The organism is Facklamia sp. P12950, assembly GCF_050409465.1.
Lineage (GTDB): Bacteria > Bacillota > Bacilli > Lactobacillales > Aerococcaceae > Facklamia.
This window is the reverse complement of sequence record NZ_JBNUPK010000001.1, coordinates 381826-398763: the sequence shown is the minus strand read 5'-3', so window position 1 is coordinate 398763 and position 16938 is coordinate 381826. Positions and strand designations below refer to the sequence as shown.

The window sequence follows — 16938 nt, the reverse complement described above, 5'->3', positions numbered from 1 at the left end:
TTTCAATTCAGAAGCCTATTTTTAGACATAAAAGTACCCCCAAAAGTTAGTTTTTTACTCGAACTTTTGGGGTCAACTCATAAGAATAGTTTTGAGTTAGTTTTTAATTTGTAGAACAAACTCCATACTTTTTAATAAAGTAGTAAAGAGCTCCAATTCTTCCAGCTTCATTACTATACTTTGCAGCTAGGATAGCTTTAGGCAGAAAAATATTATTTTCAATTTTTGCAGCCAATTTTTCTAAAATAATTGGTAACAATATTTTATGTTGATTCATAATACCGCCTCCTAAAATAATGTACTCTGGATTTATCAAATAAATAATTGGAAGTAATCCTTCTGAAAAGTTTTCAGCAAACCAGTTAATTGTTTCGATTGCGGCTGGATGATTAGTTTTATAGGCTTCAAAAATTATTTTTCCATTAGTATTACTTTCTCCAGTGAGCTGTTCAAAGTATTTGCACATAGCAGTCGTCGATGCTACATCTTGAAATCTTTTACCATTAACAGGTAAGTAACCAACTTCGCCGGCAGAAAAACCTTCTCCATGATACAATTGACCATTAAGGATTAAAGCCCCGCCAACACCCGTGCCAATAGTCAAACAAACTAATGAACTATTGCGTGCAAAAGCTCCAATTGAAAATTCAGCAAAAGCTGCCGCATTGACATCATTTAGAACAACACAAGGTAAATCAAAGTGATGGTTAATGGCTTGCTTAAAATCAGTTCCTACATAGTCAGGAATTGTATAACCTGCATAAACTATCTTTCCTTGTTCAGGATCGACTACCCCTGCTGAAGAAATAGCAACACCCTTTAACTTTTTGTTGATTTGCTTAAGACTTTTAATCGTTTCACCAACTAAATTTAAAACATATTCCATAATATGATTTGATTTTTTTAAGGAATCTATCGGTGTTTCCTCTTCTTTAAAATAATTAAAAGAATGCCCCTTCTCATCATAAACATCACTTTTTATCGTTGTACCGCCAATATCAATCGCTAGTATATGCATTTTTTCACTTCCTCTTATACAAAATTACAGTGATAGAAATAATATATCTTATTCTATTTTTAGAGTAGTCATCATTTAATGGCCTTATTACTAATTATTCATTTTTCACCTTACCTACCACCTTAAAAATAGGGAAAAGACGCTTAGCCCTTTCCCTACTTAAAATGTTACACAGTTCATATTTCCCCTTAAAAACAGCTTTTTTAATTGTTTCTATCTGGTCAACAATTTTGAACATCTTCACGATCAAAAACTAAGATTTGTCCAGGCTGAATGATTCATTCCGATAATGGTTGAGCGTGAGGTTTTTGCCAGCCATCCTTTTCTACATAATCTTTTCATTGAACATTTCCATTAAAGTTATGCCAAATTTTTTCCTGACCTTTAATAGGAACAAATACATCAAAATAGCTAGGATAACTTTGCCAAACTCTATGGTCATCTGTCGTAATCTCCTATTCTAAGATATTAAAATAAAAGTCATCGGAAATCATATGGGGCCAAGCTGGCAATCACTTAAGTCATTATTTTCTTTTAAAAGTTAATGACTCTTAGTATAGCTTCTCGCTTGATTTGATCTATTTGATTTAAATCATAAAGTTTCATTAATGTCTTACCAACCAGTCATTATTCGCTTTAATCTCAGAAATATCATAGACAGTGGTGAATTTTGGAGCAGTCGATGTCTCATCTTTAACCATTATCGATACAAGATAACCGACAATTAAAGATACGCCTATTGAAATAAGCGAATAAACCCAAATGCTTACCTTTTCTGCAGGAAGACCGTATTTAATGAAAATCATTACTAAACTTGAAACAATTAGTGCAGCATAAGCACCAATTTTGTTAGCTTTTTTAGAGAATACCCCTAGCATAAAGACTCCACCTAGAACCCCTAAAACGAGTCCCATGAATCCATTAAACCATTCATAGGCTGATTTAATATCAGAGTGTGCAAGAATAATTGAGATAATAATGGAGAAAATTCCAACGCCTAAAGAAATCCAACGCGCAATTTGAGTTCGTTTGGCGTCATCTAAATTCTTAGAAATCACCTCTTGTATGTCCAATGTCCATGAGGTAGCGACAGAGTTCAAACCTGTCGATAGAGTTGATTGACTGGCAGCAAAAATAGCTGCTAAAAGAACACCGGTAATACCAACTGGTAAACGATAGGCTATATAGTAAGTAAACACTTGATCTTGAGCTACTAAAGCGCCAGGATCACTCGGATTTTGTAATTGATAATAAGCGAATAATCCCGTCCCAATAAGATAAAACATAGTCGCAATAAAAATAGATAAGACACCATTGGTAAACATCATTTTATTCAATTTTTTAATATCTTGAGTGGTAGTGAACCGTTGCACGATATCCTGACTTGAAATATAAGATGACAGTGTATTAAAGCCAGCGCCAACAACTAGTAAAAAGATAGAAGATTTTAAAAGGTTCGGATCAAAAATCGGTTCGTGAGGGGCAATAAATTTGTCTTTAGCTAACAAATTCATGATTGGTTGGAAACCGCCGTCTAAGTCCTTGACTAAAAAGCCTAGAGTCACAGCAACACCTACTAACAAAACAGATCCTTGAATAAAATCGGTCCATAAAACTGATTTAATCCCACCAGTATAAGAATAAATAATCGCAATTACACCCATTACCACAATTAGCCAATTGACTGAGATTCCAGTTAATGTGGCTAAAGCAGCAGAGGGTAGATACATAATAATAGACATACGACCAATTTGATAGATAATGAACAAAATAGCACCGATTGCTCGCAAAAGTCTAGAGTTAAACCGTTGCTCTAAATAATCATAAGCAGTATCAATATCCATTCTGGCATAAATAGGCAGGAAAAATTTTATAGCAAAAGGAATTGCAATAATCATCCCTAATTGCGCAAACCACAATAACCAAGTTCCCTTATAGGAGTTACCTGCTAAAGTCATGAAAGAAATCGGACTTAACAAGGTTGCGAAAATAGAAACCGAAGTTACATACCAAGGGATTGAGCCATCTCCTTTGAAAAACTCTTTACCAATCATATCTTTCTTAGAAAACAGTAATCCAGCAAACAAAACAGCTACTAAATAAATAACTAAAATAATAAAATCGATTGTTGTAAAGCCTTCTTGTGCCATAGTTAAACTCCTTTTCAATTTCACATGCTTAGTGAAGCATAACGCTATATAAAATATTCTTTAATTACCTAAGTCTTTTTAATTAATTATAAATAATTTTTAAAAATTCGTTCTGCTTCTTCTTTTTGGTCGGCTGTCATCGAAGCCATCGGTTTACGACTTAAAAACTCCCCTTTATTCGCACCCTGTAATTGTAAAATACTTTTAAGAGTTGGATATAAACCGTTTGCTAGCACTGCTTCAATTAAATCATTACTCTCATTTTGTAGCTTAAGTGCTTTCTCATGGTTGCCCTCATTGACAGCTTCTAAAATGCCACGAGCTCGCAAACCATTTACGTTATATGTCGATCCGATTGCTCCATCAACATGATAGATAGCAGCTGGATAAAGCATCTCATCAAAACCTGAATAGATTAGTACATCTGGAAACGCTTTACGTAATCGTTCTAATAAGAAAAAGTCTGCAGCAGTAAACTTAACACCAACAATATTGTCTAATTCAAATAATTCCTTAAATTCTGCCATCCCCATATTAATACCTGTAAGAACTGGGATTGAATAAATAATTAAGTCATTATCAACAGCTTCTGTAATATCTTTATAATATTGTTTAACCTCAGCGAATGAAAACTTATAATAAAAAGGAGTTACTGCTGAAATTGCGTCATAATCCAAATCTGTCGCAAATTTACCGAGTTCAATTGCTTCATAAACATTGGGACCACCAACTTGTGCAATGAGTTTCACTTGGTCTTTCACTTCATCTTTAACAATTTCAAAAATTTGTTTTTTAATGGCCATATCTAATAAGAAATTTTCACCAGTTGAGCCTCCTACATATAGCCCTGCTACCTTCATATTATCAATATTATGACGGACTACTTGACGTAGCCCTGCTTCGTTAACTTTGCCCTTTGAATCAAAGGGTACCAAGAGGGCTGAGATAATACCTTTGATTTCTCTAGCTGTTTTTTTTGTCATTTTATTTCCCCCTATTAATCTATTGGTTATGAATAGCTTCGACAAATTTTTTTGTAATTAATTGAGGTCTAGTGATAGCTGAACCAACTACTACACTATATACCCCAAGCTCTAAAACGTGTCTTACTTTTTCAGGAGTATCAATATTACCTTCAGCAATAATTGGTTTGTTGATTGTTTCAACCGCTTGACGGATGAGTTGAAAATCATTGCTTTCTATCTTATCTTTCTTACTTTGTTGAGTATAACCTACCAAGGTTGTACCAATATAATCAAAACCAATTTGTTCAGCCATTTTCATTTCTTCTAAGGTTGAACAATCAGCCATCAGCTTTTGTTGGGGATACTTTTCTTTAATCTTTACCATTAAATCACTTAATGATTCTCCGTATGGCCTCGTAGATGCAGTTGCATCAATTGCTATGATTTCCGGCTTTGCTTGCATTAACTCATCCACTTCAGTCATCGTAGGTGTAATAAAAGCATCAGCCCCATCATAAACCCGTTTAATAATGCCAATAATTGGCAAATCGACTTGTTCTTTGATTGCTTTAATATCTTCAACTGAATTCGAACGAATACCTTTAGCTCCACCTTCTTTAGCAGCTAAGGCCATTCGTGACATGATAAAAGAACTGTGCAAAGGTTCATCTTCTAAAGCTTGACAAGAAACAATTAATTCCCCTTTTATTCCTTCAATCATTCAATAACCTCCTTTATCAAAGCGCTTTCTAATTTAAAATTATACACATCACTTTGTAGCATTTCAATATTTTATGAAAAGACAGTGAGTTTTCTGAAAACAAAAACTTTTATTATACTTATTTAAAAAGATTTTAATTGATTATTTATCATAAAAGTAGCTTACTTACGTTCTCTAAAAGGGATTGGTTCAAAACGAAAATTAATATTGCTTTATAGTAATAAGAAAACCCATCTTTGAATTCTCAAAGATAGGTTTTTATGAACCGTTATTCTTTTATTCTTCATCCATTTGTAAGACAGCCATGAAAGCTTCTTGTGGAATTTCAACGTTACCGACTGATTTCATCCGCTTTTTACCTTCTTTTTGTTTTTCTAATAACTTCTTACGACGGGAGACATCCCCACCATATAATTTAGCTGTAACATCTTTTCGATAAGCCTTAATGGTTGTTCGTGCGATGATCTTATGTCCAATAGCTGCTTGGACAGGTACTTCAAACATTTGACGTGGGATAATCCCTTTTAGTTTTTCAACTAAAGCACGACCGCGATTATAGGCAAAATCTTTATGCACTATAATCGAGAAGGCATCAATGACATCAGAATTAAGTAAAACTTCTAATTTTACTAGATTAGACTCTTTATAGCCAATTAATTCGTAATCTAAGGAAGCATAGCCTTTGGTTGATGATTTCAACTTATCGAAGAAATCATACACAATTTCAGCCATTGGTAGTTCATAAATTACATTTACCCGGAAATCATCCAGATAATCCATCGTAATAAAGTTACCACGCTTGCGTTGAGATAGTTCCATTACAGCGCCCACATAATCATTTGGTACCATAATAGTCGCTTTTACATAAGGTTCAAAAATCTTATCAATCTCTGTTGGATCTGGCATTTCAGATGGGTTGTCAATCAAAAGCTCTTCCCCATCCGTCTTTTCAACACGGTAAATAACTGACGGAGCAGTGGTAATTAAATCAATATCAAATTCACGCTCAAGTCTTTCTTGAATAACATCCATATGCAGTAAACCTAAAAAGCCTGTTCGGAAACCAAAGCCTAGGGCTTGCGATGTTTCTGGTTCAAAGTGTAAAGAAGCATCATTTAATTGTAACTTTTCAAGTGCTTCCCGCAAGTCATTATAATCGGCCGAGTCAACCGGATAGAGACCGGCAAAAACCATTGGATTTAATTTGCGGTAACCATCCAAGGCCTCCTCAGCTGGATTATCCGCTAGGGTTATAGTATCTCCTACACGAGTATCTTGAATGGTCTTTATACCTGCGGTTAGATAGCCAACATCTCCTACCATCAAGAAGTCTCTTTTGAGAGGACTCGGTGAGAAAATTCCAACATCAATCACTTCAAACTCTTTACCATTACTCATTAGACGGATGGTGTCACCTGGTTTGACCATACCATTCATCACTCGAATATTTAAAACAACCCCACGATAAGCATCATAAGCAGAGTCAAAAATAAGAGCTTGTAAGGGGTCTTCTATATCTCCCATTGGTGCAGGAACTTTCTCAACTATTTGCTCTAAAATCTCATCAATACCGATGCCTGACTTGGCAGAAGCAAAAACCGCTTCTGAGGCATCGATGCCGATAATATCTTCAATTTCTTTTTGAACCCTTTCAGGATCGGCTGAAGGCAGATCGATTTTATTAATAACAGGCAATATTTCTAAATCATTATCCACTGCTAAATACACATTAGCCAAGGTTTGGGCTTCAATTCCTTGTGCTGCATCGACTACTAGAATGGCTCCTTCACAAGCAGCCAAAGATCTTGAAACCTCATAAGTAAAATCGACGTGACCAGGGGTATCGATTAAATGGAAAATATAATCAATGCCATCTTTAGCCCGATAAGTCAGTTCCACTGCATTCAATTTAATGGTAATTCCTCGTTCTCTTTCCAAGTCCATGGAATCTAACAATTGCTCTTGCATATCACGATCAGCCACTGTATGTGTTTGTTGTAAAATACGATCAGCTAGTGTGGATTTACCATGGTCAATATGCGCAATTATCGAAAAATTACGGATTCTTTCTTGTCTATTCTTCATTTCTTCTATATTCACTTGACTTCACTTCCTTTTCAAGCCTCTTATCAATAGCTAAGGTCTATCTTATCAAAAATGAGTGATTTTGAATAGTTTTCTTTCACTATGGTATTTTAATAAATGAACTACTCAATAAAATCTTTATTTATTCTTTAAAATTTCCTATCTAGAAGCTAATCAATCTTATTTTGATTCCAATTGATTTAAAACTTTTCTAAGCAAGTAAAAAGCATCAGAGCATATTGAATACCCTGATGCTAGCCTATTTTTATTCACCATGAAAAATATCACGCATCTTATTAAAGAAGCCACCTTCTTGCTCTTTAACATTAGCACCCATTTCTTTAGCTAACTGTTTAAATAATTCATGCTGTTTGTCAGTCAGTTTAGAAGGAGTAACGACTTTAACCGTTACTTGTTGATCTCCCGTATAACCTGAGCGAACACTCGGTGCTCCTTTGCCTTTTAAGCGGAAAGTGGTCCCTGTTTGTGTGCCAGCTGGAACCTTTAACTTCACCTTACCATGTACCGTTGGAACTTGGATTTCATCACCCAAGGCCGCTTGAGAGAAAGTGATGGGTAGCGTGTAATAGATTTCCGTACCATCTCGTTTAAATTCCTTACTTGGTTCAACATGGAAAACTACATAAAGGTCTCCATAAGGTCCACCATTTGAACCCGCCTCACCTTGTCCTGAAAGGCGAATTTGATTACCTTCTTCAACACCTGCTGGCACAGTCACTTTAACAGAATGACTAACGGATTCTATACCAGAACCATGACAAGTGGTACATTTTTCTTTAATTTCTTTACCTGTCCCACCGCAGACATCACATGTGGTTTGCGTCATCACACGACCAAAAGGAGAGTTTCGTTCTACCTGAATAGTCCCCGTGCCATGACACTTGTGGCAAGTAACGGGCTCAGTGCCTTCCTTGGCACCTGTTCCGTGACAGGTATGACATTCCTCATTACGATTATATTTTATGGTCGTTTCTTTACCAAAAATAGCTTCTTCAAAGGTTAAATTAATACGATATTGTAGGTCATTACCCTTACGAGGAGCATTGGCTCTTCGTCCTCCTCCAGCAGATCCACCAAAGAAAGTATCAAAGATATCTTCAAAGCCAAAGCCTGCACCACCAGAGAAGCCACCAAAACCACCACCGCCAAAGCCGGCTCCAAAGTTAGGATCCGTTGAAGCATGGCCGTATTGATCATAAGCAGCCCGCTTTTGACTATCACTTAGGACCTCATAAGCTTCTGCAACTTCTTTAAACTTTTCGTCAGCTCCTGCATCTTTATTAATATCCGGATGGTATTTTTTGGACAGTTTACGATAAGCCTTTTTAATGTCAGCATCACTGGCATCGCGAGATACACCTAAGACATCATAATAGTCTCTTTTATTTGCCATTTTGTCCCTCCTTACACATTTTAATTCTCCTGATAAAAGACAAGAGTCGAGGACTTAGCCTAGACTCTTGCTAAAGTATGTCTTAATTACTCGTCGACTTCTTCAAAGTCAGCATCGACAATATTATCATCAGAAGATGATTGAGCATCAGAGGCATCTGTTTGATTTTCTTGAGCAGCTTGAGCTTGTTGAGCAGCTTGCTCGTAAAGTTTAACGGATAGATTTTGAATCACTTCATTTAATGCATCACGTTTTGTTTTCATTTCTTCTAAATCATTTGCTTCAACAGCTGCTTTCAATTCATCACGAGCTGTTTCTGCTTTAGTCAATTCATCTTCAGAAATGTTATCATTATCTTTCAATTCATCGATAGTCTTATTAGTTGTAAAGATCATTTGATCGACTTCGTTGCGTAAATCAGCTTCTTCACGACGTTTCTTATCGGATTCAGCATTTGCCTCAGCATCTTTAACCATACGTTCGATTTCTTCATCGGATAAACCTGAAGAAGATTTTATAGTAATCGTTTGTTCTTTTTGAGTACCTAAATCTTTGGCTGAAACGTTCACAATACCGTTTTTATCAATATCAAAGGTAACTTCAATTTGTGGAATGCCACGAGGTGCTGCTGGAATATCAGTTAATTGGAAACGACCTAAAGTCTTATTATCTGCTGCCATTTCACGCTCACCTTGTAAAACGTGAACATCTACTGCTGGTTGATTGTCAGCTGCTGTAGAGAAGACTTGTGATTTAGAAGTTGGGATAGTAGTGTTACGGTCAATTAATTTAGTGAATACACCACCCATTGTTTCGATACCAAGTGATAATGGCGTAACATCTAATAGAACGATGTCTTTAACATCACCAGAGATAACGCCACCTTGGATAGCTGCACCCATAGCAACTACTTCGTCTGGGTTAACCGATTTGTTAGGATCTTTTCCAGTTTCTTTCTTAACGGCTTCTTGTACAGCAGGAATACGTGTCGATCCTCCTACCAAGATTACTTCGTCAATTTCAGATTTGCTTAAACCAGCATCTTTCAAGGCTTGACGAACTGGCCCTTTAGTTCTTTCTACTAAGTCATGCGTTAACTCATCAAATTTAGCACGAGTTAAAGTTGTTTCTAAGTGTAATGGCCCATCAGCTGTCGCTGTAATAAATGGTAAGCTGATTTGTGTAGAAGTCACACCAGAAAGATCTTTCTTAGCTTTTTCTGCAGCGTCTTTCAGGCGCTGTAAAGCCATTTTATCTTTAGAAAGGTCAATAGAGTTTTCTTTTTTAAATTCTTCAACTAAGAAGTCGATAACTTTATTATCAAAGTCATCTCCACCTAGTTTATTATCCCCTGCTGTAGATAATACATCAAATACGCCATCGCCTAATTCAAGGATTGAAACGTCAAAAGTTCCTCCCCCTAAGTCAAAGACTAGGACTTTTTCTTCAGCATCGGTTTTATCTAAACCATACGCTAAAGCTGCAGCGGTTGGCTCGTTAACAATACGTTCAACTTCTAAACCTGCAATACGTCCAGCATCTTTAGTTGCTTGACGCTGAGCATCGTTAAAATAAGCAGGAACAGTGATAACTGCTTTCTCAACCTTATCGCCTAAGTAATCTTCAGCAAATGATTTCAAGTGTTGTAAAATCATAGCTGAAATCTCTTGAGGTGTATAGCTCTTTCCACCCATTTCAGTCTTAAAGTTATCTTCTCCAATATGACGTTTGATGGAAGCTACTGTGTCAGGGTTTGTAACTGCTTGACGCTTAGCTACTTCACCCACTTGAATCTCATTATTTTTGAAAGCTACTACAGATGGAGTGGTACGGTTTCCTTCTGGGTTAGTAATAATCTTTGCTTCTCCACCTTCTAAAATGGAAACAGCAGAGTTTGTTGTACCTAAGTCAATACCTATAATTTTAGACATATAATCTACTCCTTTAAAAATTTATTTTGGTTAAAACTAAGTGCTTAATAATTAGGCGGACACAATTACCATGGCCGGGCGAATGATGCGATCATTAAGGATGTATCCTTTTTGTAGAACATTCACTACAATATCAGTGTCTTGTCCTTCAGCCGCTGGTTGGGTGGTTACCGCTTGATGATAATTTGGATCGAATGTTTCGTTTAAGGGATTGATCACTTCAATTTTTTCTTCTTTAAATGCTTGTAAGATTTGATCATACACCATTTGGATCCCTTTGTGGATTGCTTGACTCTCTTCTGAACTTGCTTTGATTTGCAAAGCGCGTTCAAGATTATCAATAGCATCTATTAATTTATTAGCTAAAGATTGAGATCGATATTTAGCAGCTTCTTGTCTTTCACGACTATTAGATCGTTGCATATTAGCAATTTCAGCCTGTAGACGTAAATTTCGATCCTCCAAATTCTGAATACTTTCTCTTAATTCATCTTCAATGGAAGAAACTTCCTCTACTGGTGCTACTTCAGTTTCTTCATTTACATCGTTTACATCATTTACATCATTATTCAGACTATCCTGATTTTTTTCTGCTGAACTTTCAATGACTTCATCTTCTACTAACTTTTCTTTTTCATCGTTAAGTTCTGCAGAAGATTGCTTGTCATTCCTCTTTTTATTTTCTTCTGTCACTTGATGACCTCCTTTATTGATTAAATTCTTTTAATATCTGCTCCATAAGGACAATCATGCGTGAATAATGCATCGTCGAAGGTCCTAAGATACTTAAAGACATTTTGCTTAAGTCTTGTGTGAAGGTTCCCGTCACTAAAGATAAATGACGCATCCCTTGCGGAGCAAACTCTTGTCCGAAAAGAACTTCGATTCCATCTTGACGTTGTTCAAAGAGATCAAATAATTCATTCGATCCATCAATCAAATTGAATAATTTTTTGTATTCATTGTTGGAATAACGCTGATCCAAACAATCAAAAAGATTATTCTTGCCAGAAACAAAATAACGTGTTCCTTTAACTTGTTGAATTGACTTCTCAACTAAAGGAGAAAAATCAATCGAAGTTGACAATTGTCTTTGCATAATCATCGGAATAGTTAATTTAGTCCGCTGATAAGCATCTTCTAATGTAATACCTCGCAATTCTGAATTAAGAATTGAACGCATTTGACGTAAATCATCATCCTCAACCGGATATAAGGTTTGGAACATTTTATTTTCCACATGTCCTTGATCCGATAATAAAATAGCCATTATTTGATGGTTACTTAAAAGCACTAACTTAAAGTCAGCCACTCGATGCTCTTCATTATTCTGTCCAAAAACCAAGCAAGGTAATCCAGTTAATGAGACCAATAAATCCGCAGCAATTTTCGCCATCTTAAAATTCTCTTGTCGGCGATTTAAGAAGATTTCGCTAACTGCTTTGAGATCTGCTTCATAGGATTGCTCCCATGAATCATTCTCAATTTTAGTGATCAGACGATCTACATAATAACGATAGCCTTCATAAGAAGGTATTCTACCACTTGATGTATGTGCCTTAACCAGAAAGCCGTTTTTTTCTAAAACAACCATCTCATTACGAACAGTTGCCGGACTTATATCAAGAAAACTCTCCTTGAGTAAAGTCTTTGACCCGATTGGTGCCTCTAAATTTGCATAAAGGCGAACAATTAATTCTAAGATTTGGTGTTGTCTGGCTGTTAATATGATCAATCACCTCACATTATTAGCACTTATTCATACCGAGTGCTAACTGTCTATATCTTACTATCCTCCATCACCTTTGTCAAGGGATTATGCCCATAAAATTAAAAAAATTAGCACTCTCAATTCTAAAGTGCTAATTATGTCTATCGATCCTTGATTATTTAAAGTACGCCCGTGTATGGTCTTGATCCTTTTCAAGTTGATTAATCAAACCTTCAATACCATCAAATTTAATCTCTCCACGCAAGTAATGATGCCACTTTATACGAACCTTTTCCCCATAAATCATGCGGTCAAAATCTAAAATATAAACTTCAATGGAGAGTTCTTTCACATCATCAAAGGTAATATTATATCCAATAGATGCCATGCCCATATACCATTGGCCTTGAACACAAATTTCGACAATATACACCCCTATACCAGGTGTTAACTGACCATAATCCATTGCCACATTCGCTGTCGGAAAACCTAGTTTTCTCCCTCTTTTTAATCCATTGATGACAAGTCCTCTGGTTTCATAAATGTAACCTAATTCTTGATTAGCTAAATCAATATTACCATTTGATAGCTGGTATTGAATTTCACTTGAAGAAATCTTATGGTCACCGATTGTCTTTTTAGGAATTTCGCTAATTTTAAAGCGTCCTTGACTATGGTCAACCAGAGTTTGCATATTAGCTATCTCTTTCAGACCGTATGTATAGTCAAAACCTGCCACCACATGAACGGCATTCAAATTAACCATGTAGTTGTCCACGAACTCTTGTGGACTCTGAGCTCCCATGGCTGAAGTGAACTCAGCAATATATAAAATATCTACTCCATTAACCTCCATCAGTTCTATTTTACGAGGGTTATCACTTAAATAAAAGTAGTGATTCGGATGGATCTGTTGATAAACAAGACGAGGAGTATGGTTAAAAGTTAAGACGGCTAAAGGGACTTGATAATGATCTGCTAATTCGCGCCCCTTTTTGATAACTTCTTGATGGCCTAAATGAACACCATCAAAAAAGCCTAGAGCTAAAACGACTGGTTGGTCATATAGTTGTTCTTGATCGTAAGGATGTGCTAAATAAATTGTCTGCAAGGCTTAAACTCCTTCCATTGGAAACATCTTAATAGGTTTTATTAAATTCTCTTTGCTAGGATGTGGGCCGTAAATTGCTAACAAACGGTCTTGATAAAATAAGGCAGTTGGTTCAATAAGCCTGTCATTAAAATAATTAATGTCTAAAACTTTTCCATGTTTAATGTCTGTAAACTGTTCTGGATTTAGTTGGATTTTTGCATAGTCAGAAACTGCCGTTTCAATGGGGTGAACAGCTGTATTTAAGGAGTCTTTTTCTGCTAATTGCCTTAATTCATCTAAGCGATAACTATCCGCTCGACGATAACCCGCTGCTTGAGTTCGCACTAATTGGGACATGTGGCTAGGATATCCTAATAACTTACCGCAATCTACCGCTAAGGTTCTGACATAGGTCCCTTTACTGCACTTTACTTCAAAGGAGAAAGTTTGCCTTTTTTCACTGGTGTGATATTGTGACGGAGCTAAACGCTTGAAGTAGTCGATAGATACTTGACGTTCAGGCCTTTCTACTTCAATACCTGCTCGGGCATATTCATAGAGTCTTTTCCCTTTGACCTTGACCGCCGAGTAATAAGGAGGAATCTGGCTGATTTTGCCTGTTAATGAAGCCATAGCTTGATCAATAACTTGATCATCAACGGCTTGTTCTACTAATTTCTTTGCAATAACTTGTCCCTGGGCATCTTCCGTATCGGTGGCTTGACCTAAAGTGACTTCTCCTTGATAGATCTTTTTGCTATCCATTAGTATTTCAACTAACTTGGTTGCCTGTCCTAAACAGACAACTAAAACGCCCTCAACTTCAGGATCCAAGGTCCCACAATGGCCTACACGCTTCATTTGAAAAATCTTACGCATTTTAAATACTACATCATGACTCGTCATGCCCTTTTCTTTCCAAACAGCGACAATTCCGTTCATTCAAGCCAACCCCTTTATTAATAACAATTATGATTATACTTTAATTGGCACTTGCTTCCAAGCAAGATTCTTAATTCTACAAGAATAAAAGAGCTGTTTTACCGCCTCTCATTTAATGAGAGCAGTAAAAAAACAGCTCTTGATTTGTGAAAACTTAAGATTATTGCTCCGTCTGAACTGAGCTTGCTTCATCAAAAGATTCAGATTCATGCAATTGATTTAATAATGAATCGATTCGACTACCATAGTCTACTGATTGGTCTCTTTCAAATTTAACTTCGGGAACCTTATAAAGACTTAAACGACTTCCAAGTTCCGAGCGAACTTTACCTGTTATTGCTTTCAAACCATCACTTGTTTTTTGTCTTTCTCCGGCTTTATCACTTAAAGTAGAATAAAAAATTGTAGCATTTTGTAAGTCGCCTGTAAGCTCTACATCAGTAATAGTAACCCCTTCAACACGAGGGTCTTTAATCTCTTTTAGAAGAATATCATTAACTTCTCGCATTATTTCTTGACGAACACGTCCTATACGATATTTAACCATTTCATACTCCTTTATTTACGTTCAACTTCGACCATGCGATAGGCTTCAATAATATCATCGACTTTGATATCATTATAGCCTTCAATCATAATTCCACATTCTAATCCTTTGTTTACTTCTTTAGCATCATCTTTAAAACGTTTCAAACTGGCTAGATCTCCTTCGTAAATAACGATGTTATCACGTATCAAGCGTACCTTGCTCGTGCGTTGAATGAAGCCATCTAAAACAAATGAACCAGCGATGGTGCCTAATTTAGAAACAGAATAGGTTTCACGTACTACTGCTTGCCCTGTTACTTCCTCAACATACTCAGGGTCCAGCATTCCTTTCATAGCTGTTTCAATTTCATCAATTACATTGTAAATAATATTATGGAGACGAATATCTACTTGCTCTTCTTCTGCTTGTTGTTTTGCTTGAGGAGTTGGTCGAACATTAAATCCTACCACAATTGCTGATGAGGCATTAGCTAAAGTAATATCAGCCTCATTAATTGCTCCTACCGCCTGATGGACAATATTAACTTTTACTCCCTCCACATCTATTTTCATCAATGAAGCAGCTAATGCTTCTACTGAACCTTGTACATCTGCTTTTAGGATTACGTTAACTGATCTTAACTCACCTTCTTGTAAGGTTTCGAAAAGATTATCCAAAGTAACTTTCTTCTTAAGGTCTCTTTGTTGTTCTTGAGCCTTCTGAGCTCTTTCTTCTCCAACTTGACGAGCTGTTTTTTCATCTTCAAAGACCACAAACTGGTCTCCTGCTTGAGGAGCATCATTCAAGCCTGTAATTTCCACCGGCATGGATGGACCAGCTGAGCGAATACGACGCCCTTGATCATTGACCATTGTTCTTACTCTACCATAGGTGTTACCCACAACAATTGGGTCCCCTATATGTAGGGTACCATGTTGAACTAATAAAGTCGCAGTGGCACCGGTAGCTTTATCTAAGCGCGCTTCAATGACTGAACCTAAAGCTAAACGGTCTGGGTTAGCTTTTAATTCTTGAACTTCTGAAACCAGAAGAATCATCTCTAATAACTCATCCAAATTAGTCCCGTATTTAGCTGAAATATTAACAAAGATATGTTCGCCACCCCAGTCCTCAGAAATAATACCATGTTCAGATAATTCGGTCATTACCTTATCTGGATTGGCTTCAGGTTTATCAATTTTGTTAATCGCTACAATTATCGGTACATCTGCAGCTTTGGCATGATTAATCGCTTCAACCGTTTGAGGCATCACGCCATCATCTGCTGCAACAACAATAATTGTAATATCAGTCACATCTGCACCACGTGCACGCATGGTTGTAAAGGCAGCATGTCCTGGCGTATCAAGAAAAGTGATTGGCTTATCATTTAAAACAATTTGATAGGCACCAATATGTTGAGTAATTCCACCAGCTTCTCCTTCAGTCACTCTCGAATGGCGGAAGGAGTCCAAGAGACTGGTTTTTCCGTGGTCAACGTGACCCATAATTGTAACAACTGGTGGACGAATGCTTTGATTATCATCAGCAGCAGCTTCTTCAAAATAATGATCTAAGTCTGAAACTTCAACAACAACTTTTTCAATAGGTTCAACGCCATATTCTAAACAGATAATTTCAATCACTTCTTTAGAAAGTGCCTGGTTTTGATTGACCATTACCCCTTGTAGCAATAGTTTTTTAATAATTTCAGTTGCATCTCGGTGGAAGCCTTTAGCAATATCTTGTACATTCATTCCTTCAGTATAGTAGAACGCTTCTGGAAGGTCTTTATGCTTACGAGCTGTTAAGCCTTTAGACTCTTTTTGATAGTTACTATTTTGCTTACCACGACGGCCACGACGGCGATCGCCACGACTTCTTTTGGATCCACCAGTGGATTTATTTGAAGAATTACTTTGATTGCTTTGATTTGCTTTTTGACCCTCTACAGCTTGTTTACTATCAGTTGATTTCTTTTGCTTAGAAGCTGCCTTTTCATTAGGATTTTTAGACTTAGTGTTAGGGTTTGTATTATGACCTTGTGCTTGAGAATCTTTTTGAGAAGAAGGCTTTTTAGAAGCTTTCGACTTGTCTTCATCCTTGCGCTGCTTGGCATCTTTGTGTTGATTGTTTTTTTGATTTGATTCTTTAGTAGCTTCCGTCTTCTTAACATCCTTTTTGGTTTGTTTACCACTAGTCTTCTTATTTTGTAAAGCTTTCTTTAATTGTTCTTGTTGTTCTTGCGTTACCGAGGACATATGGCTATTAAATTCAAAACCATTATTTTCAGCAAGCACTAAGACTTCTTTTGAAGTCATATTGTTTTGTTTAGCAAATTCATATATACGAATAGTACTCATACAAACACCTTCCTAT

At 36.5% G+C, this 16938-nt stretch carries 13 protein-coding genes; all 13 read right to left on the bottom strand.

Going from position 1 to position 16938, the window contains the following annotated elements; genetic code table 11:
* Positions 1-103: 103 nt before the first annotated feature.
* The 13 genes from ACQV2Q_RS02005 to infB all read right to left on the bottom strand — a co-directional run bounded on the left by ACQV2Q_RS02005 (position 104) and on the right by infB (position 16922).
* On the bottom strand, positions 104-1018 hold the full coding sequence (locus ACQV2Q_RS02005; protein WP_428881752.1) for an ROK family protein: 915 nt from the start codon (positions 1016-1018) through the stop codon (positions 104-106).
* Between the two features lie 605 nt (positions 1019-1623).
* Positions 1624-3168: a sodium:solute symporter gene (locus ACQV2Q_RS02000; protein ID WP_428881751.1), complete on the bottom strand. Its 1545-nt coding sequence runs from the start codon at positions 3166-3168 to the stop codon at positions 1624-1626.
* An 86-nt stretch (positions 3169-3254) separates the two neighbouring features.
* Entirely contained in the window at positions 3255-4151 is an 897-nt protein-coding gene (locus tag ACQV2Q_RS01995) for an N-acetylneuraminate lyase (RefSeq protein WP_428873954.1), read from the bottom strand.
* Between the two features lie 19 nt (positions 4152-4170).
* The gene (locus ACQV2Q_RS01990; RefSeq protein ID WP_428881749.1) at positions 4171-4854 is read right to left on the bottom strand and encodes an N-acetylmannosamine-6-phosphate 2-epimerase; all 684 of its coding nucleotides are present in this window, start codon (positions 4852-4854) and stop codon (positions 4171-4173) included.
* Positions 4855-5130: 276 nt separating this feature from the next.
* Positions 5131-6954, bottom strand: a complete 1824-nt coding sequence (gene lepA, locus ACQV2Q_RS01985) for a translation elongation factor 4 (protein ID WP_428873951.1) — start codon at positions 6952-6954, stop codon at positions 5131-5133.
* Between the two features lie 250 nt (positions 6955-7204).
* Positions 7205-8353 carry a molecular chaperone DnaJ gene (gene dnaJ, locus ACQV2Q_RS01980; RefSeq protein WP_428873950.1) on the bottom strand — a complete coding sequence of 383 codons (1149 nt, stop codon included), beginning with the start codon at positions 8351-8353 and terminating at the stop codon, positions 7205-7207.
* Between the two features lie 86 nt (positions 8354-8439).
* Positions 8440-10284, bottom strand: a complete 1845-nt coding sequence (gene dnaK / locus ACQV2Q_RS01975) for a molecular chaperone DnaK (RefSeq protein ID WP_428875319.1) — start codon at positions 10282-10284, stop codon at positions 8440-8442.
* Positions 10285-10335: 51 nt separating this feature from the next.
* Entirely contained in the window at positions 10336-10977 is a 642-nt protein-coding gene (grpE, locus tag ACQV2Q_RS01970) for a nucleotide exchange factor GrpE (RefSeq protein WP_428881748.1), read from the bottom strand.
* 13 nt (positions 10978-10990) lie between these two features.
* Positions 10991-12019 (bottom strand): heat-inducible transcriptional repressor HrcA, encoded by a 1029-nt coding sequence (gene hrcA, locus ACQV2Q_RS01965; RefSeq protein WP_428875320.1) that lies wholly within the window; start codon positions 12017-12019, stop codon positions 10991-10993.
* 151 nt (positions 12020-12170) lie between these two features.
* Entirely contained in the window at positions 12171-13106 is a 936-nt protein-coding gene (ribF, locus tag ACQV2Q_RS01960; RefSeq protein WP_428873946.1) for a riboflavin biosynthesis protein RibF, read from the bottom strand.
* Between the two features lie 3 nt (positions 13107-13109).
* Complete coding sequence (gene truB, locus ACQV2Q_RS01955; protein ID WP_428881747.1) at positions 13110-14030, bottom strand: tRNA pseudouridine(55) synthase TruB; 921 nt, start codon at positions 14028-14030, stop codon at positions 13110-13112.
* Positions 14031-14190: 160 nt separating this feature from the next.
* On the bottom strand, positions 14191-14577 hold the full coding sequence (gene rbfA, locus ACQV2Q_RS01950) for a 30S ribosome-binding factor RbfA (protein ID WP_428873944.1): 387 nt from the start codon (positions 14575-14577) through the stop codon (positions 14191-14193).
* Between the two features lie 11 nt (positions 14578-14588).
* Positions 14589-16922: a translation initiation factor IF-2 gene (gene infB / locus ACQV2Q_RS01945; RefSeq protein WP_428876532.1), complete on the bottom strand. Its 2334-nt coding sequence runs from the start codon at positions 16920-16922 to the stop codon at positions 14589-14591.
* Positions 16923-16938: the final 16 nt, after the last annotated feature.